Source organism: Haladaptatus sp. SPP-AMP-3 (genome assembly GCF_049568665.1).
Lineage (GTDB): Archaea > Halobacteriota > Halobacteria > Halobacteriales > Haladaptataceae > Haladaptatus > Haladaptatus paucihalophilus.
The window spans coordinates 259,786-278,513 of the sequence record NZ_CP145901.1 but is presented as its reverse complement, the minus strand read 5'-3'; the positions used below and the strand labels follow the sequence as shown (position 1 = coordinate 278,513).

Annotated in this window: 18 protein-coding genes; 8 read left to right on the top strand and 10 right to left on the bottom strand. The window is 63.4% G+C overall.

Translation table 11 applies throughout. The features are described 5' to 3' along the window. Nucleotides 1-11: 11 nt before the first annotated feature. From V5735_RS21515 to V5735_RS21480, 8 genes are all read right to left on the bottom strand, one after another. Entirely contained in the window at nt 12-1,037 is a 1,026-nt protein-coding gene (locus tag V5735_RS21515; RefSeq protein WP_423747195.1) for an NAD(+)/NADH kinase, read from the bottom strand. Then, complete coding sequence (locus V5735_RS21510; protein ID WP_007981037.1) at nt 1,038-2,048, bottom strand: alpha-ketoacid dehydrogenase subunit beta; 1,011 nt, start codon at nt 2,046-2,048, stop codon at nt 1,038-1,040. After that, entirely contained in the window at nt 2,045-3,079 is a 1,035-nt protein-coding gene (locus V5735_RS21505; protein WP_423747194.1) for a thiamine pyrophosphate-dependent dehydrogenase E1 component subunit alpha, read from the bottom strand. The genes V5735_RS21510 and V5735_RS21505 overlap by 4 nt, the downstream gene beginning before the upstream one ends. A 143-nt stretch (nt 3,080-3,222) precedes the next feature. Continuing rightward, complete coding sequence (locus V5735_RS21500; protein WP_423747193.1) at nt 3,223-3,615, bottom strand: OsmC family protein; 393 nt, start codon at nt 3,613-3,615, stop codon at nt 3,223-3,225. A gap of 81 nt (nt 3,616-3,696) precedes the next feature. Then, entirely contained in the window at nt 3,697-4,515 is an 819-nt protein-coding gene (locus V5735_RS21495) for a GNAT family N-acetyltransferase (RefSeq protein ID WP_423747192.1), read from the bottom strand. 431 nt (nt 4,516-4,946) lie between these two features. Further along, nucleotides 4,947-5,834, bottom strand: a complete 888-nt coding sequence (locus V5735_RS21490; protein ID WP_423747191.1) for a hypothetical protein — start codon at nt 5,832-5,834, stop codon at nt 4,947-4,949. Then, nucleotides 5,831-6,283 carry a hypothetical protein gene (locus V5735_RS21485; RefSeq protein WP_423747190.1) on the bottom strand — a complete coding sequence of 151 codons (453 nt, stop codon included), beginning with the start codon at nt 6,281-6,283 and terminating at the stop codon, nt 5,831-5,833. Before V5735_RS21485 ends, V5735_RS21490 begins: the two co-directional genes overlap by 4 nt. 2 nt (nt 6,284-6,285) lie before the next feature. Continuing rightward, nucleotides 6,286-7,761, bottom strand: coding sequence for a DUF58 domain-containing protein (locus V5735_RS21480; protein ID WP_423747189.1), 1,476 nt, complete (start codon nt 7,759-7,761; stop codon nt 6,286-6,288). A 120-nt stretch (nt 7,762-7,881) separates the two neighbouring features. On the opposite strand from V5735_RS21480, the gene V5735_RS21475 reads away from it, so the two are divergent. The 3 genes from V5735_RS21475 to V5735_RS21465 are packed head-to-tail and all read left to right on the top strand — an operon-like array spanning nt 7,882 to nt 10,987. Further along, entirely contained in the window at nt 7,882-8,238 is a 357-nt protein-coding gene (locus tag V5735_RS21475; RefSeq protein WP_423747188.1) for a hypothetical protein, read from the top strand. Nucleotides 8,239-8,254: 16 nt separating this feature from the next. Continuing rightward, entirely contained in the window at nt 8,255-10,345 is a 2,091-nt protein-coding gene (locus V5735_RS21470) for a carboxypeptidase-like regulatory domain-containing protein (protein WP_423747187.1), read from the top strand. Between the two features lie 24 nt (nt 10,346-10,369). Further along, on the top strand, nt 10,370-10,987 hold the full coding sequence (locus tag V5735_RS21465) for a class I SAM-dependent methyltransferase (RefSeq protein WP_423747186.1): 618 nt from the start codon (nt 10,370-10,372) through the stop codon (nt 10,985-10,987). Between the two features lie 22 nt (nt 10,988-11,009). Here V5735_RS21465 and V5735_RS21460 read toward each other — a convergent pair whose 3' ends face one another. After that, on the bottom strand, nt 11,010-13,835 hold the full coding sequence (locus V5735_RS21460) for an aconitate hydratase (RefSeq protein ID WP_423747185.1): 2,826 nt from the start codon (nt 13,833-13,835) through the stop codon (nt 11,010-11,012). A gap of 218 nt (nt 13,836-14,053) precedes the next feature. On the opposite strand from V5735_RS21460, the gene V5735_RS21455 reads away from it, so the two are divergent. Then, on the top strand, nt 14,054-14,722 hold the full coding sequence (locus V5735_RS21455) for a peroxiredoxin (RefSeq protein WP_423747184.1): 669 nt from the start codon (nt 14,054-14,056) through the stop codon (nt 14,720-14,722). 125 nt (nt 14,723-14,847) lie between these two features. Here the strand turns inward: V5735_RS21455 and V5735_RS21450 are convergent, their stop codons facing one another. Then, complete coding sequence (locus tag V5735_RS21450) at nt 14,848-15,636, bottom strand: TrmB family transcriptional regulator (RefSeq protein ID WP_423747183.1); 789 nt, start codon at nt 15,634-15,636, stop codon at nt 14,848-14,850. A gap of 223 nt (nt 15,637-15,859) precedes the next feature. Between V5735_RS21450 and V5735_RS21445 the strand changes: the two genes are divergently transcribed. The 4 genes from V5735_RS21445 to V5735_RS21430 all read left to right on the top strand — a co-directional run bounded on the left by V5735_RS21445 (nt 15,860) and on the right by V5735_RS21430 (nt 18,647). Continuing rightward, a complete protein-coding gene (locus tag V5735_RS21445) occupies nt 15,860-16,192 on the top strand; it encodes a DMT family transporter (protein WP_423747182.1) in 333 nt (110 codons plus the stop codon). Between the two features lie 284 nt (nt 16,193-16,476). Further along, nucleotides 16,477-17,244, top strand: coding sequence for a helix-turn-helix domain-containing protein (locus tag V5735_RS21440; protein ID WP_423747181.1), 768 nt, complete (start codon nt 16,477-16,479; stop codon nt 17,242-17,244). Between the two features lie 75 nt (nt 17,245-17,319). After that, nucleotides 17,320-18,087: an MBL fold metallo-hydrolase gene (locus V5735_RS21435; RefSeq protein WP_423747180.1), complete on the top strand. Its 768-nt coding sequence runs from the start codon at nt 17,320-17,322 to the stop codon at nt 18,085-18,087. A 2-nt stretch (nt 18,088-18,089) separates the two neighbouring features. Next, nucleotides 18,090-18,647, top strand: a complete 558-nt coding sequence (locus tag V5735_RS21430; RefSeq protein ID WP_423747179.1) for a carboxymuconolactone decarboxylase family protein — start codon at nt 18,090-18,092, stop codon at nt 18,645-18,647. Nucleotides 18,648-18,728 lie beyond the last annotated feature (81 nt).

Here is an 18,728-nt window from a genome sequence, read left to right as displayed (position 1 = left end):
GCGAAACTCCGTCACTCGACGCCGAAGTAGCCCTCGCTCGCGGCCCGTTCTACCACCCGCTCGATTCGGACGAGTCGCGGCCCGTCGGCGACGGGTCGCAATCTGACGGCCGCGTCCCGAACTTCGAGTTCGCGCTCGCCGTCGGCGCTGATAACGCCGCTCGAAACGTCGAACTCGAACGCCTCGCCGTCGTCGAGCACCCGGTGTTCCTCGACGGAAACGGTGGAAACGACGCCCGGAACGGTGACGGCCCGTACTTTCCGTCCTCGATTCCGGCTCTCGTCGCGGTCCTCTCGCTCGCCTTTCGCCTCCAATCGGAAGCCGACGCCGCCGGGGTCGTCGGGGCGGTGGACCGCGAGTCCGCCAGCGATGCCGGGGAGACCGATTTCGGTCGGCGACGCGCGCGAGACGACGCCGCCGATGATGTCCTCCGGGTCGAGAATCGCTCGGGTTCCGACGAACTGCCGGTCTAAGACCCCGAGCGTCGCCAGCCCGCGGATTCGGCGCACTCCCGTTCCGTCGTCGACGACTCCTTCTACGCTTCCGTGCCGCACCGTCGCCTCGTCGGTCGGAATCGCCTCCGTCGCGACGACCCCCGCGGCGACGCCCGCGACGGTTCCGTCGACGGGCGTCGGGACGACGTTATTCGTCCCGGTGGAGATGCTCACCACCGGCACGTCGCCGATACCGTGGGCCACGTCGCGGTTCGTGCCGTCGCCGCCGAGCACGACGACGGCATCCGCCTCGGCCGCGAACCGCTCCGCCGCGGTCCGAGCGTCCTCGCCGGTCGCCGTGACCGTCATATCCAGCAGGTTGACCGCGAGATCGTCCGGCGCGCCCGTCACGATTCGGTCCGCGAGTCCGGCGTTGTCCGGCATGACGAGGACTTCGATGTCGTCCGTCACCGTCAGGCCTTCGAGGGCGCACGTCGCCGTCCGACGTTTCGCGTAGTTGCTACTGACGCTGGCACCGCCCGTCAGCCGCCGGATGTCGCGTCCGGCGACCGGGTTGACGATGAGTCCCACTGTCTGGGACACTTATACGATGCGGTCGATGGCCGCTTTCACGTCGTCCGCGTCCGGGAGCACTTCCTCCTCCAGCGCGGGACTGAACGGGATGTGAACGTCCGCGACGCCGACGCGCTGAATCGGCGCGTCGAGGCTGAAGAACGCGTTCTCCATGACTCGCGTCGCCACCTCCGCGTGGGTGCCGTACGAGAGCGGACTCTCGTCGGCGATGACGAGGCGACCCGTCTTGTTCACGCTCTCGACGAGCGTGTCGGTGTCCAACGGGTAGAGCGACCGGAGGTCGATGACCTCGACGCTCGTCTCGCCCGCCAGTTCGTCCGCGAGGTCGAGCGATTCGCCGACCAGTCGTTGGGTCGCGACGACCGTCACGTCGTCACCCTCGCGTTCGACCTTGGCCGTCCCGAGCGGGATTGTGTAGTCCTCGTCGAGCGGTACCTCGCCCGTCTGTTCGTACATCGCCTTGTTCTCGAAGACGAACACGGGGTCGTCCGAGCGGATGGCCGACTTCAACAGTCCCTTCGCGGCCCGCGGCGTTCCGGGAGCCACGGCGATGATGCCCGGGAAGTGGGCGAACCACGTGTGCAGCGTGCCGGAGTGCTGACTGGCCGCGCCCATGCCGCCGCCCTCGGTCGTTCGAACGGTCACCGGCATCTCGGTCTTGCCGCCGAACATGTACCGATTCTTGGCCATCTGGTTGATTATCTGCTCCGAACAGACGCCGAGGAAGTCCGCGAACATGATTTCGACGACGGGTCGCGTCCCGGTCGCCGCCGCACCGACTGCCGCGCCCATGAATCCGGCTTCGCTTATCGGCGTATCCCGGATTCGGTCCTCGCCGTACTCGTCCACGAGACCGCTCGTCACTTCGAAGACGCCGCCGAACTCGCCGACGTCCTCGCCGATGACGAAGACGTCATCGTCGCGGTCCAACTCCTCCCGCATCGCCAGCCGAATCGCCTCTCGAACCGTCATCTCCTCCGTCTGGGACGGTCCGGACGACGGCGCGCTTTCCGTGCTCATCGGTCCTCACCTCCGTCGGTCCGCATCTGCTTTGCAAAGCCGTCTATCTCCGGTACCGTCGCGTTGAACATGTCGTCGTAGGCCTCGTTCGGGTCGGGGTAGTCCGCTTCTTTGGCGTTCTTCGCCGCCTCCTCCACCTGTGCGCTGATGTCGGCTTCCATCTCCTCGAACTCCGATTCCGTGATGGTTCCGGCGTCGATGAGTCGTTCCCTGAACGTCTCGATGGCGTCGTTCTCCTTCCAGAGGTCGATGTCCTCGTCCGTTCGATACGGTTGTTGGTCGCCCTCGAAGTGACCGCGGTAGCGGTAGGTGTCCGCCTCGATGAAGGTCGGTCCCTCGCGATCCACCGCGCGCTTTCGGGCCTCCTTGACGGCTTCGAAGACGGCGGTCACGTCCATTCCGTCGACCGTGAAGCCGGGGATGTTGTACGCCTCCGCCGTCTCGCTCAGGTTTTGGAGGTTGTGTTGCTTTTCGACCGGGGTCCCCTCGCCGAACTGGTTGTTCTCGACGAGGAATATCGCCGGGAGGTTCCACGTCGCGGCGAGGTTGATGGCCTCGTGAATCTGCCCCTGCGCGACGGCACCGTCGCCGAAGAACGCCAGCGCAACCGTGTCCTCGCCCGTGACTTGCGACGTGAGCGCGGCACCTGTAGCGAGCGGCGGTCCGGCACCGACGATACCGTTCGCGCCCAGCATGCCCGCATCGACGTCCGCGATGTGCATCGACCCGCCCTTGCCGTTGCAGTAGCCGTTCGCCTTGCCGTACAGTTCGGCCATCATCCGTTCCAAGTCCAGCCCCTTTGCGATGCAGTGGCCGTGGCCGCGGTGCGTGCTCGTGATGTAGTCGTCATCTTCCAGCGCGGCGCACGCTCCGACGCCGACCGCCTCTTCGCCGATGTAGAGGTGGACGAACCCCGGTAGCTCCCCGTCGCCGAACAGTTCGCCCGCCTTCGTGTCGAAGGCTCGAATCGTCAGCATCCGACGTAGCGCTTCTTTTTGTCCGTCTTCCGTCTCGATGTTGATTGCTACCATTGCCCACACAATAGACGACTCATCGACCATTAACTGTTATGAACATTTATGGACGTATCATCGAACCAATTCGAGTCGTTTGTCGACGCGCGCCCACTTTCGGAGAGAACCCCGTCGTCGAATACTCCCTTCCTCGACCTCCCTCAGAACCCGTCCCCGTGGATGCTGACGTCCGCGCGAAGCTCCTCTCGAATCGCGTCGTGGACGTGACAGAGGTCGTTCGCACGGTCCACGACCGCCCGCAGCGTCTCGTCGGGAGCGTCGGTTTCGACGGTGACCGTGAACCGAACGGCTTCGAGGTCGTTTTCGTCGTCACGGTCGGCTTCGGTGTCGATTTCGATACGGCCGAGTCCGTCGATGTCCCGTTGCCGTGCCCCGATTCGAAGCGCCACCGTGTAGCAAGAGGCGTAGCTCGCGAGCAAGGTATCGGTCGGGCTCGGGTCGTCCTCGGTGCGCGCGTCGATGGCGAGTTCGCTCCCTTGGATGCGGGAGACTGTTCTGTACCCGTCGGTCGAAGTCGTCGTGCTCTCGAGCATCGTCGGCTCCACGGTCAGCATGCACGTAGGGATTGTCGCCGTCCGCTACGGAAACGTTCGTTCCGAAAGAGGGACCTCGGATTAGAGATACGACCCGTCGTACGATTCCGCCGACTTCGGCGTGTGGACGTTTCCGCACTCGGCGCATTCGATGTGGTCTTGGGTGTCTCGTGTCGTCTCCAGCGACCCACAGTTGCCACAGTAGTAGCCGAACTGGTCGGTGAACTCCTCGTCGGTGTACGTGACGAAAAACGGATTTTCGGTTCCCGATTTCGCTTCGTCCGCGTTCGGATACACCGTCTTTCCGTCGTCGGTCGTGACGGTCGTCACTCCGTCGCGGGTTTCCGCGTTCTCCAGAGCTACTTCCGTCTGGTCGGGTTTCTCTTCCGACCCATCGTCCGACGCCTCCCGCTCGGTCGCATCGAGGATGTATCGATACTCGACCAGCGACTCGCCGCCGTATTCGACCCGCCGACTTCCCGCCTTCGAAAAGTCGAAGCCTTCGAGGAATCCTGCTCCGTCCCTGTTTGCTTCGAGCACGCTCGCGTGAATCCGCTCCGCGCCGTCCTCACGGAGCTTTTCGAGGGTCGCTTCGAGCAGTTCCTCGCCGACGCCCCTTCCACGGTGTTCGGGGTCTTCGAGTATCCAGCGTATCTCCCCGGTGTCGCCATCGAGGTGTCCTTCGACGAATCCCACGAGCGTCTCGAACTCCTCGTCTTCGAGCGCGAACACGTAGCCGTCGGAGCGCGCTCCCAACTCGGTCATTCTCCCTTCGTCGAACTCCGCACCGATGACGTTCTCGATCTGTTGTGGGCTCAGGGAGTACGAGGCGGTCATCGAGCTTCGCGTCAGCTCGTGAATCCGCTCTGCATCGTCCGTCGTCGGTTCGCGTAGTTTCACACTTCACCTTTCTCGGTGAGTCGGATAAACTCGCGCCAGAACGGTTACGGTGCTGTAGATGTCCCCCGATTTCGGTCCGCACGGCCTCTATCGGCTCGACCCCGTGCACCCCATCCAACTGTTCTCTGTCCGTCTTTTCACCGAACTTCCAAAAAAGAGCCTGTGACTGCAACGAAGAGACCGACTCACCACGGGTGATTGGCACTCGGTAGCACGGCATCCCTTCCGAAGCGAGCACGATGACTCGCTCGAAACGAGTACCGGGACGGGAGTCCGGGTACAGCGACTGCTGGTGCCGAATTGCGGCTCGTTCGTCACGCCGCAGTTCGCCCGCGCTTCGGGAACAACGACGACGAAGTGTTCGGTTGTTTCGGCTGTATGTCGGCTACGGCGGTCAAAAATGGGGCGGCGCGAGCCGAACGCTCTTCTCGTCACTCCTCGTCGTCGAACCGACACGTAACGAGGTAGTCCGACCGGTCGTCGTCGCTTTCGGCGCTTTCGAGCGCGACCGGGCGGTCCGTCCCGCGCACCAGTCCGACGGCCACGAACGACGCGATGGGGTGGTCGAACCGGTCCACCGCCCCGTACCGACTCCCGGTGATAGCGACGGTGACGCGGCCGTCCTCGTCCACGTCCGGCGTCGCGCTCTCGACCAGTTCGAACCCCTCGACGAGCGCGTCTGCGAGTTGATCTGCGAGTTCGGGGGGTCGGTCCGCGGTGTCGCCGACCATCCCCTCGAACTCGTGGAACAGTCCGGCCCCCGTCGGCGGCACGGCCACCCCTCGCTTGCGTTCGTCGTCCGTCACGACGAACAACGTCGTCGCATCGTCCCCGTCGGGCAGGTCGTACTCGCGGTGTTGCGGGACGAACAGCCGTACGCCCGCGTTCTCGTCCGCCGCGTTTCCGGTCGGGAGGTAGACGGACGTCCCCGACAGCCCCAGCGTCTCGACGAGTTCGGCACCGGTCGCGGCGTGGGCGGCGTAGGTTCGCTCGCCGACCGACGCCGAGACGAACTGTTCCGGGGTGAGGAAGTACGTGAGTACCCCGGCGAACAGCCCGGTTCCGGCCAGCGCGAAGAGAACGGTTTGCGAGGAGGGAAACAGCAGGCCGCCGAGCCCCGCCAGCGTACCGATTCCGGCCATCCCGAGCGCGGTCCGCCGATAACTCGTCTGCCGTGCGCGACGGTACTCCTCGCGCAACCGTTCGTTCTCCTCTGCGAGCAGTTCGAGTCGGGCGGTGAGGTCGGCGACGGATGCGTCGTCCGACGCCGCCCGCCGGTCGTCGTCGTTCGTGGTCGATGAAGCGGATTGGTTACTCATATGTTGTCCTCTACGAGTCCGAGTGCGACGTGTTCGTACCGATGCAGGCCGTACGAGACGACGCCGACGACGAGCACGACGGCGACGACGACCAGCGGGAGTCGGCCGCTCCACCGATAGACGGCCAGCGCTCCCCCGCCGAACAGGGCGGCGACGCCGCTCGTGACGCCGATTCGCCACCCCGGTCTATCTTGCCTGAGCGACGGTCCCGCGAGCACGGCGAGCAGTCCGAGTTCCAGCGGGACGAGGAACGCGACGCCGATGTCGTCGGCGAGGGCGGCGACGACGAGTTGTCCGAACGCCACCGTGTAGAGCGTCGGTACGGTGTACCACAGCACGAAGAACACTGTCCCGGCGACGAATCCCGGCAAACCGGTTGCGACGGTGCATCCAATCGCGACGAGCAGCGCGCCGACGCCGCCCAGCCACGTGGGGCGTTCGCGTCGCATCGTTACCGTCCCCCCGCGGCTCGTTCTCTCGTACGTCGCGTTTCGGCGAGAATCGCTTCGATTCGGTCGGCGGGGGCGACTTCGAGCGCCGTCACCCCGTCGAGCCGCGTGAGGTCGCGCCGGAACTCCTCGAAATCGACGTAGCCCTCGTATGCGCTCTCGACGGTTCCGACGCCCCCGCGCTCGAACAACACCGTCGGCGCGAGGAAGACGAGCACGTGTTCGGAGTGCCGTTGCGCCGCCCTGGCCGCCTCCCGAACTTCCATCCGATGCGTATCGTCGGTGAGTATGACCGTCATTACCGACCCGCGGACGCCGCCGAGGTAGGTTCGAACCGTCTTGTAGAGCGGGTCACCCTCGATTCGTTGCACGTATCGCTTCGACTCGACGACGTACGGGAGCAGGGTCCGCCCGAACGCCGAGTCCTCCGACCGGAGATGCGTCGCCATCTCGCGGGCCTCACGCGGCGTCTGCGCCCGCGCTCCCGACGGACCGTTCGTTGCCCGGTCCGTCTCAGTCGCGGTTTTCTCGGCGGTCGAAACGAGGTCGTGCAGTCGCGTTTCGATGGCGGTGTAATGTCGAGCGCTCGCGTCCGGTTGGCGGGTGGTCGTCACGCCAGCATCACCGACGGTGTACAGTGAGAGCGGTTCGGTGTTCGTCCGCGCGTTGTCGGCGTAGGCGAGCGCGACGTGCCGAAGGTAATCCAGTTTCGTCTCCCCCTCGATTCCCGTCGTCATCGAGGACCGGTGGTCGACGACGAGGCTGGTCGAGAGGTCGGTTTCCGCGTCGAATTCCCGGACGTGCGGGGTATTCATCCGAGCGGTCGCCTTCCAATCTATCTGCCGCACCGTGTCGCCGGGCACGTACTGGCGAATCTCGGCCGGGTCGAGACCGACGCCGCTGTCGCCAGTCTTGTGTTCGCCGAACGCGGTCGACATGCTCTCGCCGCCCATCCCGACGTGGAGCGCTCGCGGCCGTCGCGGCGCGACGGTCACGCTCGCGGCGTCCCCCATCGGCACCGTAGAGCGGAAGAGTCCAGCGCGGTCGGTGAGCGTTACGGTCGGCGGTTCACACTCGAACTTCCCGGCGACCGGCCAGCGGAGCGAAAACGTCGTCGTCGCGTCCCGCTCCCCGGCGGGGAGGGTGAACGATTGGTTCTCCGGGTCGCGCCCGGTCGCGGTCACCGGCGGACGCGGTTCGATCGCCGCTACGAGCGGCGACGGCTCGGAGAGCGTCGCGCTGACGGCGACCGACGTGTCCTCGTCGGTCGCCACGCGGCGCTGGGATATCGATTGGGTCACGGTGAGCGCGTCGGCGGTGGCCAACACGTCCCGCGTGAACCGATACTGTTGGACGAGCAGCGACGCACCGATTCCGGCCCCGCCGACGAGGAGCAGCGGCTGGTCGAGCAGCAACGCTCCGCTTGCGAGCAGACAGCCGAGCACCATCCCGACTTCGTATCGGCGCGTCACCTCCATACCGTTGACAACCCTCCCCCTCCCAATTTAATGTATTGTATTGGAAGCCGAAATATCCCCTTCTCCCCGCTCTACCTGTGAACTTATTTACACCCGTTTCGTCCTCCCGTTGGTCAACGAATGCCTGACGAACACGACCGATGGACGATTCGACGGTATCGAGACGCGGACAAAAACGCGGTTTTGCGGGTCCACGACCGGTCGCTCCGCGACTTGGCCGTGCGCTACTCACCGGAGGACAACCGGTGTCTTCGACACACCCCGACCGATTTCCTCGAACGCGAGGGGGAGTTCCTCGTCGTGACGGACAACGCGACGATAGTTGACGACCGCCTGCACGCGCGGACGAACGGAATCGCGGGCTGTGGTGGCTTTCGGCCGCGCGCTCGTGTGAGTTCATCCGGACGACGGGGTGCCGACGAACGTGGTCGCTCCCCGATAGTACCACTCACAGAAAGAAGCTGTTTTCACGGATGACTGTAATGCAATAGATGTGTCTCGGTTCGCCGCATCGCTCGGTCTTCTCGCCCTCCTCCTCGTAGCTACGGTACTGCCCGCACAGGCAGCGGCAGTGTCGACGTCCGACGTCGCTCGATTTTCCTCCCAACCGGAACACGTCGGGACGGCTTCGTTCGCCCGCAATAACTCCACGGTTCACCACGAAAACCCCGACGACGTGCAGTCAGAGGGTGACGTCTCGGAACTCGAACGGTGGCTGTCCAGTCGGCTCTCGTCGCAACTCGGGTCGAGCACCGTAAAAATCGAGCAAGGTCAGTACGAGAAGGCCCACTCGGTCCTCGGCGACGACTACGACGACCTCCTGAGCAAGTACGTCGAAGTCTCGGGACAGACGGACGGGACCGCGGACGACAAAACGGCGAAAACCCTGAAGGACGCCCAACAGAGTCAACGACGGTACGTCTCGCGCGTCCAACGCTATCACCAACTGTACGACCGCTATCAGCGGGCGAAACGGAACGGGAACGACGAGAAAGCCCGTACGCTCGCCCGGAAACTCGAACGTCTTCAGAAGGACATCGACCGCTCCAGTAGCAACCTGACGACGAACTACAACCGCCTCTCGAACGGGACGAACGTCAGCACGGCTGACGAGATGCGGCGGATTCGGAACGTCACGCAAAACGTCTCCAGCCAGCAGGCGACGGTGCGCGAGGCGGAGTTCACCCAGACGAACCTGACAGCCACGATACGGACGCCGAACGTGTCGTTTTTCGATCCGATTCGCGTCACCGGCCGACTGACGGACGAGAACGGCACCGGTCTCGGAAACCAGTCGATTCAGCTCCGTCTGGGTGGTAATCGTTCACAACGCGTCCGAACGACCGAGAACGGGTCGTTCTCGCTCGTCGGCAGACCGGCGGTGGTGTCGCGCGGCAACCGCTCCTTCCGCGTCGAGTACCACCCCTCCAACGAGTCCATCTATCTCGGCTCGAACGCGACGGTTCAGGCAAACGTCTCCCCCGTCGCCGCCATGATCGATATTTCGAACCACACGCGGCGGGTGCAGTACAACGACACGGTGGCCGTTTCGGGGCGCGTCCACGCCCGACAGGTCGGCGCAACCGACGTGCCGCTCGCCGTCTTCCTCGGGGAGACGCGACTCGGAACGACGCGCACCGGCCCGGACGGTTCGTTCTCCTTCAACACGACGCTTCCAGCGGACGTTCCCGCCAATTCGAGCGCCATCCGCGTCGCGTTTCCCTTCCGCGACCGTGCGATCAACGCCCTGAACGCGACGGCTCCGGTCGTGGTCGACCCGTCGGCGACGACGCTCACGCTCTCGGGAACGACCGGGAAGACGCGGAGCGTGGACCTCTCCGGATATCTCAATACGACGACCGGCGCACCGGTCGCGAACCAACGAGTGTCGATTCTCGTCAACGGGACGCAGGTCGCGTCCACCCGGACGGACGAAAACGGAACCTACCGGGTTTCGCTCGTCCTGCCGCCGTCCCTCGTTTCCGCGGACGGCAACGCGACGTTCGTCGCCCGGTTCGACGGACGGGGAAAGAACGTCGAGTCGGCGCACACCGCGACCGAACTCGCTGTTTCGGGTGCCGACGACGGTCCGCTAGACTCGACGACCCGCGGCTGGTTGGTGAGTCTCGGCGTGGCCGCCCTCATCACGCTCGGCGGCTTTTTCCTCTGGCGCTCCGACTTCGGTGGCGGCGACGCCGACCCCGATGGACCCGGCGGAGTGGCAACGGACGCCGATACCGTGACCGAATCGGACGACGCCACGACCGACCCGTCCGTGTCCGCGGCGGCGTTCCTCGACCGCGCTCGTTCGGCCCGCGATGCGGGCGAATTCGAGACGGCCGTCGAGATGGGGTACGCGGCGACCCGCGACCGATTCGACGCCGCGGTTCCGACGGCCGCATCGACCCACTGGGAGTTCTACAACGCCTGCCGGGAGGCCGACCTCGCCGCCGAGACGCTTTCGACCATCGCCGACGTGACCGAACGGTACGAACGGGCGGCATTCGCCGCGAATCGGGTGAGCCGCGAGACGGCGACGGCGGTCATCGACGCCGCCAGCACGCTCGTCGAAGACGGCGCTTAACTCCTTCCCCACGAGATATCCGCTATGGAACCGGATGACAATCGTCGCACCTGGGCCGAGCGCTCGGGGGCGTATTCGCCCGCCTACTACGCTCGAATCGGGGCGAACGAGGTGAGCGACATCCTTCGCACCGTCTTCGAGTACTACGTCGAGGAGGACGCGGCGATTCTCGAAATCGGCTGTAGTTCGGGACGTCACCTCGACCGCCTCCGCGACGAGGGGTACACGAACCTCACTGGCATCGACATCAACGACGAGTCGTTCGACGTGATGGCCGAGAACTATCCGAACCTCGCCGCGACGGGGACGTTCCACACCGGCGCTATCGAGGACCTCCTCCCCGAATTCCCGGACGACGCGTTCGACGTCATCTACTCGGTCGAAACGCTCCAGCACATCCACCCCGAGAACGAGTGGGTGTTCGACGAACTGATTCGCGTCACCGGCGACCTCATCATCACCGCCGAAAACGAGGGGAACAGCCCGCTACGCGGTCGCGGTTCCGAGAAAGTGAGCTACGTCAACGACGAATTCCCGCTGTACCACCGGAACTGGAAGCGGGTGTTCTCGGACCTCGGCCTCGCCCAACTCATCCGCGAACGGGGTAACCGCGACACGGTTCGCGTCTTTCGCGTGCTCTGATTCGACGGTCGGAGTCGGACGGTCACTCCGTGAGCAACCGTCGGAGGACGAGGTGGAGAATGCCGCCGTTCTCGACGTATCGAACCGCCGCGGGGGTTCCCACTTGGGCGGTCACCGGGAACTCGATTGTCGAACCGTCCTCGCGTTCCGCGACGACCGTGAGTTCGTCCTTGACGTCGAGTCCCTCGTCGAGACCGTGGACGGAGAACGTCTCGGAGCCGTCGAGACCGAGTGATTCCCACGAATCTCCGTTCTGGAACTGGAGCGGCAGGACGCCCATGCCGACGAGGTTGTCGCGGTAGATGCGCTCGTAGCTCTCCGCGATGGTGGCCTTCACGCCCAGCAGGTCGGTTCCTTTCGCCGCCCAGTCGCGGCTCGACCCGGTTCCGAACTCCGTTCCGGCGGCGACGACGAGCGGGGTTCCGTCCTCCCGATAGCGTTCGGACGCCTCGAAGACGGTCGTCTCCTCGCCGGTCGGCCGGTGGATGGTGTAGCCGCCCTCCACGCCGTCCAACATCTCGTTCTCGATGCGCACGTTGGCGAACGTGCCGCGCATCATCACCTCGTGGTTGCCGCGCCGCGACCCGTAGGTGTTGAACTCGTGCGGTTCGACGCCGTGGTCGAGGAGCCACTGCCCCGCGGGCAGGTCCGGGCCGAAGGGACCGGCGGGACTGATGTGGTCGGTGGTCACGGTGTCGCCGAGCAGCATGAGACAGCGCGCGTTCTCGATGTCCGCGACGCCGGGTTCCTCCAGCGGGAAGTTCGTGAAGAACGGCGGTTCGCGGATGTACGTGGACTCCTCGTCCCACTCGTACACGTCGCCGCTCGGCGCTTCGAGGCCCTTCCAGCGCTCGTCGCCCTCGTACACGGAGGCGTACTTGTCCTCGAACATCGACGTATCCACGCTGTCGTGAACGGCCGCGTGAATCTCGTCTGACGACGGCCAGAGGTCGGCGAGGTAGACCGGTTCGCCGTCGTCGTCCGTCCCGAGCGGTTCGCGTTCGAGGTCGATGTCCATCCGTCCCGCGAGACCGTAGGCGACGACCAGCGGCGGGCTGGCGAGGTAGTTCGCGCGAATCTTCGGGTGGATGCGCGCCTCGAAGTTCCGGTTGCCAGAGAGGACGCTCGTCGTCCAGAGACCGTGTTCGTCGATGGCTGTCTCGATGGGGTCCGGGAGCGGTCCGGCGTTGCCGATACAGGTTGTACAGCCGTATCCGACCACGTTGTACCCCAAATCTTCGAGGTACGGGAGGAGGCCGGACGCGTCGAGGTACTCCGTGACGACGCGGCTTCCCGGCGCGAGGCTCGTCTTCACGTAGTCGGGGACGTCGAGGCCGCGGTCGACGGCGTTCTTGGCGAGCAGCCCCGCGGCGAGCATCACCGAGGGGTTCGAGGTGTTCGTACAGCTCGTGATGGCGCTGACGACCACGGAGCCGTGGCCGATTTCGACCTCGGACCCGTCGTCCATCTCGACGGACACCCGCTTCGTGAGTTCGCCGAGATCTGGTTCCTCGGGCGCTTCCGCCGTTTCCGGCTCCGCCACCGTTCCTCCGTCCGTGGACGCGTCCGTTCCCTCCGCGTTTCCTCCCGCGCCGCCCTCGCCGAGCCAACGGGTGATGGCCTCCTCGCCCACGTCATCGATTTCGTCTCCGAACTCGTCGTAGAGCAGGTGTCGGAAGTGGGTCCGCATGTTCCCCATGGGAACGCGGTCTTGGGGGCGTTTCGGTCCGGCGAGGCTGGGTTCGACCGTCGAGAGGTCCAACTCGACCGTCTCCGTGTATTCGGGCTCCTGTTCGCCGAACAGCCCTTGCGCGTCGAGGTACTCCCGGACGAGTTCGATGTGCTCGGGGTCGCGTCCGGTGAGTTCGAGGTAGTCGAGCGTCGCCTCGTCTGCCGGGAACACGCTGACGGTCGACCCCTGTTCGGGGGCCATGTTCGAGAGCGTCGCCCGGTCCGGGACGGTGAGGTTCGACACGCCGGGGCCAAAGAACTCGACGAAGCGGTCCACGACGCCGACGCCGCGCAACTTCTCCGTGACGTGCAGAACGAGGTCGGTCGCGGTCGCGCCCTCGGGGAGTTCGCCGGTCAGGCGGACGCCGACCACTTCGGGGAGTTTCATCGTGATGGGCTGGCCGAGCATCGCCGCCTCCGCTTCGATGCCGCCGACGCCCCACCCGACGACGCCGATGCCGCCTATCATGGGCGTGTGGCTGTCCGTCCCGACCAGCGTGTCTGGGAACAACCAGTTCTCCCCGCCGACGTCGCGGTCGTGGACGACGCGCCCCAGATACTCCAGATTCACCTGGTGGACGATGCCGGTTCCCGGCGGGACGACGTTGAAGTCCTCGAACGCCTGTTGTGCCCACTTGAGCGCCTTGTACCGTTCGGCGTTTCGCTCGTACTCCATCTCGACGTTCCGCTCGTAGGCGTCCTCGGATCCGAAGTAATCGACCTGAACGCTGTGGTCGATGACCAAATCGATGGGGACCTCTGGTTCGACGATGGACGGTTGCTCTCCGGCGCGGTCCGCCGCCGAGCGAAGCGCGGCCAAATCGACGACCGCCGGGACGCCGGTGAGGTCCTGCAGAACGACGCGGGAGGGCGTGAACGGGAGTTCGACGTCCGGAACCTCGGGTTGCCACGAGGCGGCGTTTCGAACGTCATCCTCGGTGATCGTTTCGCCATCGACGTTCCGGAGGACGGACTCCAAGAGGATTCGGATACTCACCGGCAGTTCGTCGAGGTCGCACAGACCTTCGTCTTCGAGGACCGTGAGATCCGCCATCTTGTACGAGGTTCCGTCTACCTCGAACTCGCGGACCGCATCGAACGGGACTGAGTTACTCATCGTACCCGAAGCTTGGATGCCCGTCGTTATCAATAACCCCCCGAATCCTACGCCGTGAGAAGATGACTGGTGCGCTCACGGCACGCTCGTCGTTTCCACGCTCGGCGCTCGGTACGGGCATACATCTCGGAGATATCCGAAAGTAAAACGAGACGTGTCAGCAAGAATAATGACAATATATTAATACTATTGCCTGTCGTACACGACGCTGATAGCTCATGCAAGACGCCTCCCAAGCGCGAATGCCGCTGATCGGCGATCAGTTCCCTGACCTTCATGTGAACACCACGCACGGCGAGATGGATCTCCCCGACGAGTACGCCGGTGAGTGGTTCGTCCTGTTCAGCCATCCCGGAGATTTCACGCCCGTCTGCACGACGGAGTTCGTCTCCTTCCAACAGCACATGGACGAGTTCGACGAACTCGACGTCAACCTCATCGGACTCTCGGTCGACCGGGTTCACTCGCATATCAAGTGGACCGAATGGATAGAGGACGACATGGACACCGAGATTACGTTCCCCATCATCGCCGACGAAACCGGTTCCGTCGCCGAGTCCCTCGGTATGATCCACCCGGGGCAGGGCACCAGCACCGTCCGCTCCGTGTTCATCGTCGACCCGGACGGTATCCTCCGCCTGCTGCTCTACTATCCGAAGGAAATTGGGCGTAACATGGACGAAATCGTCCGCTCGGTCCGCGCCCTCGTCACCGCCGACGACGAGGACGTGGCGACCCCGGCTAACTGGCCGAACAACGACATGCACGGCGACAAGGTGCTCCTCCGGCCGCCGGGCGACGTTTCCGCCGCCGACGCCCGCCGCGAAGAGGCCGACGCGGAGGGTTATGAGTACCACGACTGGTGGTTCACGCTCCGCGAACCCTGACGATACACGACCGCGGTCCTCGAATTCGTCTTTTGATTGGACGTCCACTTTTGCGCCCTGTCCCATCCGTACCGTCGGTCCACCTTCGCCACTCGGATTTACACTCTGGATATCGGCCATCGACCTCAGTCGAGGAGTGGCTCCGCGTCGGTCCACAGCCGCTGAAAGTGCCGCTCGAATTCCTCGACGACCTGTGAATCTTTGACTCCCACCACTCCGAAGCGGTCGTCTCCGGACACGGGATGCGGAATGTCGATGGTCGTCTCACTTCGGTCGACCACATCGAACGACAGTTCGACATTCGGAATCGTTCTGATAGTAACGTCGACGGACTGTTCATCGAGTCGCTGTGGGAGTGTATCCGGGAGCGTCGTCACTACCGCTTCACTAAGCAATAGATCAACAGCGATGTCCGCGCTAGCACCCTCGAAAAACGCATCGAATTCCCGCTGTAGCGTCTCCCACGTCGCATTCTCGTAGGGTGTTCCGACGGCGGCGTGGACGTACTCCTCCGCGGTACGCACGTGCTGTCGAAGCGCCGTCCCCATTTCGTCGCTCCCGAGCGACCCGAGCCAGAAACTGCTCTCGGTCGGCGGCGTGGGTAGGAGGTTCGAACGCACCGTTTCGGCTCTCTCTCGATAGCGATTCCACTCTCGCTTCAGTTCGTGCGTTCGCTCGGCCAGTAGTCGCTCGACGACGGTCTCCGGTTCGACGGCGACGTACCGTTTCGGTTCTCCCGACCGCGTTCGTACGAGCGTGCGTGCTTCCAGACCGTTGAGCACATCGTAAATGCGGCCTCTGGGGACGCCACTATCCTCGGAGAGTTCGGTTGCGGTTACCGCTCCAGTCACTAGCAGAGTCCGATACGCCTTCTCCTCGTAACTTGACAATCCGAGCTCTCCTAACTCCGTCATGGGTGGTCGTCCTCGCCCATCCAGTAAATACGTTGGTCAATCGCGAGATTCGTGAGACGACTACTCGGAGGGGTTCGATACGAGCGGCTACGGTCCGTTCGTTCAATCGCTGGCGGTCGTCGCATGTCGAACCGCCGCCGTCGAACGCCATCCTGGTGAAAACGAATCGGAAGTGGCGGGTTGTTTCACTATTTACATATCCGTCGGCGCTGGAGCTGTCGGTATGAATCCGTACGTGTTGCTCGCCTGCGCGATCTTCTCCGAACTCGTCGGAACGACATCCCTCAAACTCTCGGAGGGATTCTCGCAACCGGTCCCCAGTCTCGGCGTCGTTATCGGTTACGGGTTGGCATTCTATTTGGTCTCACTGACGTTGGAGGAACTGCCGATCGGCGTCGTGTACGGAACGTGGGCCGCGTTGGGAATCGTCGGCGTCGCGGCTATCGGCACCGTCGTCTTCAACGAACCGATAGATATGATCGGTGCTATCGGAATTCTCCTCATCATCGGCGGTGTATACTGCGTTACCGTCCTCTCAGAGATGTCCGCACACTGATTTGACCCCCCGATTCGTCGTTCCGTTCGAAGCGATTCTCGCATCGGTTCGACCGAAATCGTACGCTCGAGCGGGCGCCGAATCCGCCGTCGTCCCGGACCTCGTGATTACCAGAAGTTGAGACCGGTTCTCTCAATGCATGTGGTGCAGATGTTGATAGAGATCATTGTACTTTAACGAGGATTGAGTGCGTAACTCGCGTATTCAGTCCTTTCTCTACATCCGCACAAGACCGGGTCCCTCTCAAGCAAGATTAAACGGGACAAGCGATAATGTACAGTAACATGCGGGAGTTCGTCTTCACAGTCGAATACGAGAACGGGGCTGAGGGGGTGATGGATCTATTCATCGAACATCCGGATTTGTATGCCCGGTCGATGGAGATCAATGCGACCAGCGGGACTGTGTGGGGTATTGAGAAGGTCGTCGGCCCCGCTGCTGTCCTCGACGAGTTCGATGACGAGTTGGAACGCGTCGCTAACGATCCGAGTACTACCGGAATGTGCGGCGCACCTGTGACTGAGTATGAGTACACGATCCTCTCATCGAACGCCGAATCGCGGAAGATTCACTGGCTTCGCCGAGAAGGCGACGGCCCACAGTCGATCCCCTTTGTCGCGGCGAAGCACATCGGCGAGGGGTTGATAATGCGCACTGAACGGCGTGGCAACCAATACCGGTGGCGACTGCTCATCGACGGGACAGCATCGGAGACTCACGAGGAAGTCCGTTCGAACCTACGAGAGGGGTTATCGCTTACTGTCGAACGACTCGGGACGCCACCGTGCTTGCTCGAAGACGGCCGCGTCCAGCAGACCCTCACGCCCGAACAGAAGTCAACACTTGAGGCTGCAGTCGAACGCGGGTACTACGAAGAGCCACGGCAGCAGTCGGTCACGGAAATCGCCGAAGACGTCGGTGTGTCGCGCTCGACGTTCCAGTACCGTCTCAACCGGGCCGAAGCATGGCTGGCACAACAGTTCGCCGCCGATTCACTCGATGTCGACCTGAACGTGGATCTCGACCCCGAGGACATCGAGTTCATCCAGTAGATGACACTTCGAACCCACGGGGTTGGAATATGTCGAAGTAAATCTCACCCCGACACCCCTCGTAGACCATCTTGTATGGCAACCGCGACTGATGCTAGAGTTCAGTTGATTCGCAACGCAACCATCCTCCTGGACGTTGGTGACACGACGTTCCTCGTCGACCCGATGTTCACACCGCAGGGCGAGATGCCGACGGTGACGGACAGTCCGGAGGTGCCTGAGTTCCTCACGACGGCGAACCAGAAGCGGAATCCGCTCGTTTCGCTGCCCGATGTCGACCTCACCTACGACGCTGTAGTCGTCACGCACCGCCACCCCGACCACTGGGACGAGGCGGCCCGGGAGGAACTCGACGCCGACGTGCCGCTGTTCTGTCAGCCCGAGGAGTCCGACGCCTTCACCGACGAGGGCTTCACCGACGTCCGGCCTGTCGACGACGAAACCTCGTTCGAGGGCGTCACCATTCATCGGACACCCGGTCGCCACGGCCACGATGAGTTAGCCGAAGGAATGGGCCCTGTCTCGGGATTCGTATTCGAGGGCGACGAGTCGGTGTACGTCGCCGGCGACACGATCTGGTACGAGCCGGTTGAGGAGACGCTCAACCAATTCGAGCCGGATATGGTGGTTCTCAACGGCGGCGAAGCGCAGTTCGACCAGGGCGAGCCCATCACGATGGGCGTCGGGGACATCAACGCTGTCCGTGATACGACTACTGCTATGGTCGTTGTCGTTCATATGGAAGCGATCAACCACTGCTTGCTCACCCGCGAGGAACTGCGGACGGAGACAGAGGGTGTTCACGTTCCTGAAGACGGAGAGCAAATCACTCTCGAAAACTAGCTATGGCTCGAACAGGACTCATACCACCTGGGGAGATACCTGAGGAGTACCGCGATCTGTTCAGCGAGGACTACGTCGGAGACCGGAACATCATCCGACTCCTCGTGAACGATCCTCCACTCCTAGAGTCGTTGTTCACCTCTACCGAGGTAATGACTAGGCATTTCACGTCCCGCGAAGAGGAGCTTATCGCCCTCGCCACCGCACGTGCATCCAACGCTGAGTACGAATGGCATCAGCACGTAGACTTAGCGTGTGATGCTGGGATTTCGACGACCGAGATTCGTGCTATCGGCGGCGACTACTTCGAACAGTTCTCAGATGACGAACGGACGCTCCTTCGGTATTCCGAAGCTGTGGCATCCGCAGAGGTGACCGACGACACGCATGCCGACGTGTCTGGAGTCTACGATTCGGCCCAACTCGTTGCGCTCGAAATGTTCGTTGGCTTCTATGTCGGACACTCGCACGTTGTCCGTGCCGAGGGGCTCTCCTTTGAGGAAGGTGAGTTCGTCGGCTGGACACCGAGCGACCAGCAAATCGAGAAAATCTTCGGATGAGCATTTAACACAGGGGTATAGATACCACAAGATGACCTCGAATCTCGTAAGGAGCGTTCCCGAAGTCCTTCTTGCGGATTC

What these genes read in the sequence shown, in the direction of transcription:
- V5735_RS21435 (WP_423747180.1), top strand. Translation starts at nt 17,320, where the DNA reads ATGGCAACCGCGACTGATGCTAGAGTTCAGTTGATTCGCAACGCAACC.
- V5735_RS21475 (WP_423747188.1), top strand. Translation starts at nt 7,882, where the DNA reads ATGCCTGACGAACACGACCGATGGACGATTCGACGGTATCGAGACGCG.
- V5735_RS21510 (WP_007981037.1), bottom strand. Translation starts at nt 2,048, where the DNA reads ATGAGCACGGAAAGCGCGCCGTCGTCCGGACCGTCCCAGACGGAGGAG.
- V5735_RS21460 (WP_423747185.1), bottom strand. Translation starts at nt 13,835, where the DNA reads ATGAGTAACTCAGTCCCGTTCGATGCGGTCCGCGAGTTCGAGGTAGAC.
- V5735_RS21445 (WP_423747182.1), top strand. Translation starts at nt 15,860, where the DNA reads ATGAATCCGTACGTGTTGCTCGCCTGCGCGATCTTCTCCGAACTCGTC.
- V5735_RS21430 (WP_423747179.1), top strand. Translation starts at nt 18,090, where the DNA reads ATGGCTCGAACAGGACTCATACCACCTGGGGAGATACCTGAGGAGTAC.
- V5735_RS21480 (WP_423747189.1), bottom strand. Translation starts at nt 7,761, where the DNA reads ATGGAGGTGACGCGCCGATACGAAGTCGGGATGGTGCTCGGCTGTCTG.
- V5735_RS21450 (WP_423747183.1), bottom strand. Translation starts at nt 15,636, where the DNA reads ATGACGGAGTTAGGAGAGCTCGGATTGTCAAGTTACGAGGAGAAGGCG.
- V5735_RS21485 (WP_423747190.1), bottom strand. Translation starts at nt 6,283, where the DNA reads ATGCGACGCGAACGCCCCACGTGGCTGGGCGGCGTCGGCGCGCTGCTC.
- V5735_RS21440 (WP_423747181.1), top strand. Translation starts at nt 16,477, where the DNA reads ATGCGGGAGTTCGTCTTCACAGTCGAATACGAGAACGGGGCTGAGGGG.
- V5735_RS21505 (WP_423747194.1), bottom strand. Translation starts at nt 3,079, where the DNA reads ATGGTAGCAATCAACATCGAGACGGAAGACGGACAAAAAGAAGCGCTA.
- V5735_RS21455 (WP_423747184.1), top strand. Translation starts at nt 14,054, where the DNA reads ATGCAAGACGCCTCCCAAGCGCGAATGCCGCTGATCGGCGATCAGTTC.
- V5735_RS21490 (WP_423747191.1), bottom strand. Translation starts at nt 5,834, where the DNA reads ATGAGTAACCAATCCGCTTCATCGACCACGAACGACGACGACCGGCGG.
- V5735_RS21465 (WP_423747186.1), top strand. Translation starts at nt 10,370, where the DNA reads ATGGAACCGGATGACAATCGTCGCACCTGGGCCGAGCGCTCGGGGGCG.
- V5735_RS21500 (WP_423747193.1), bottom strand. Translation starts at nt 3,615, where the DNA reads ATGCTCGAGAGCACGACGACTTCGACCGACGGGTACAGAACAGTCTCC.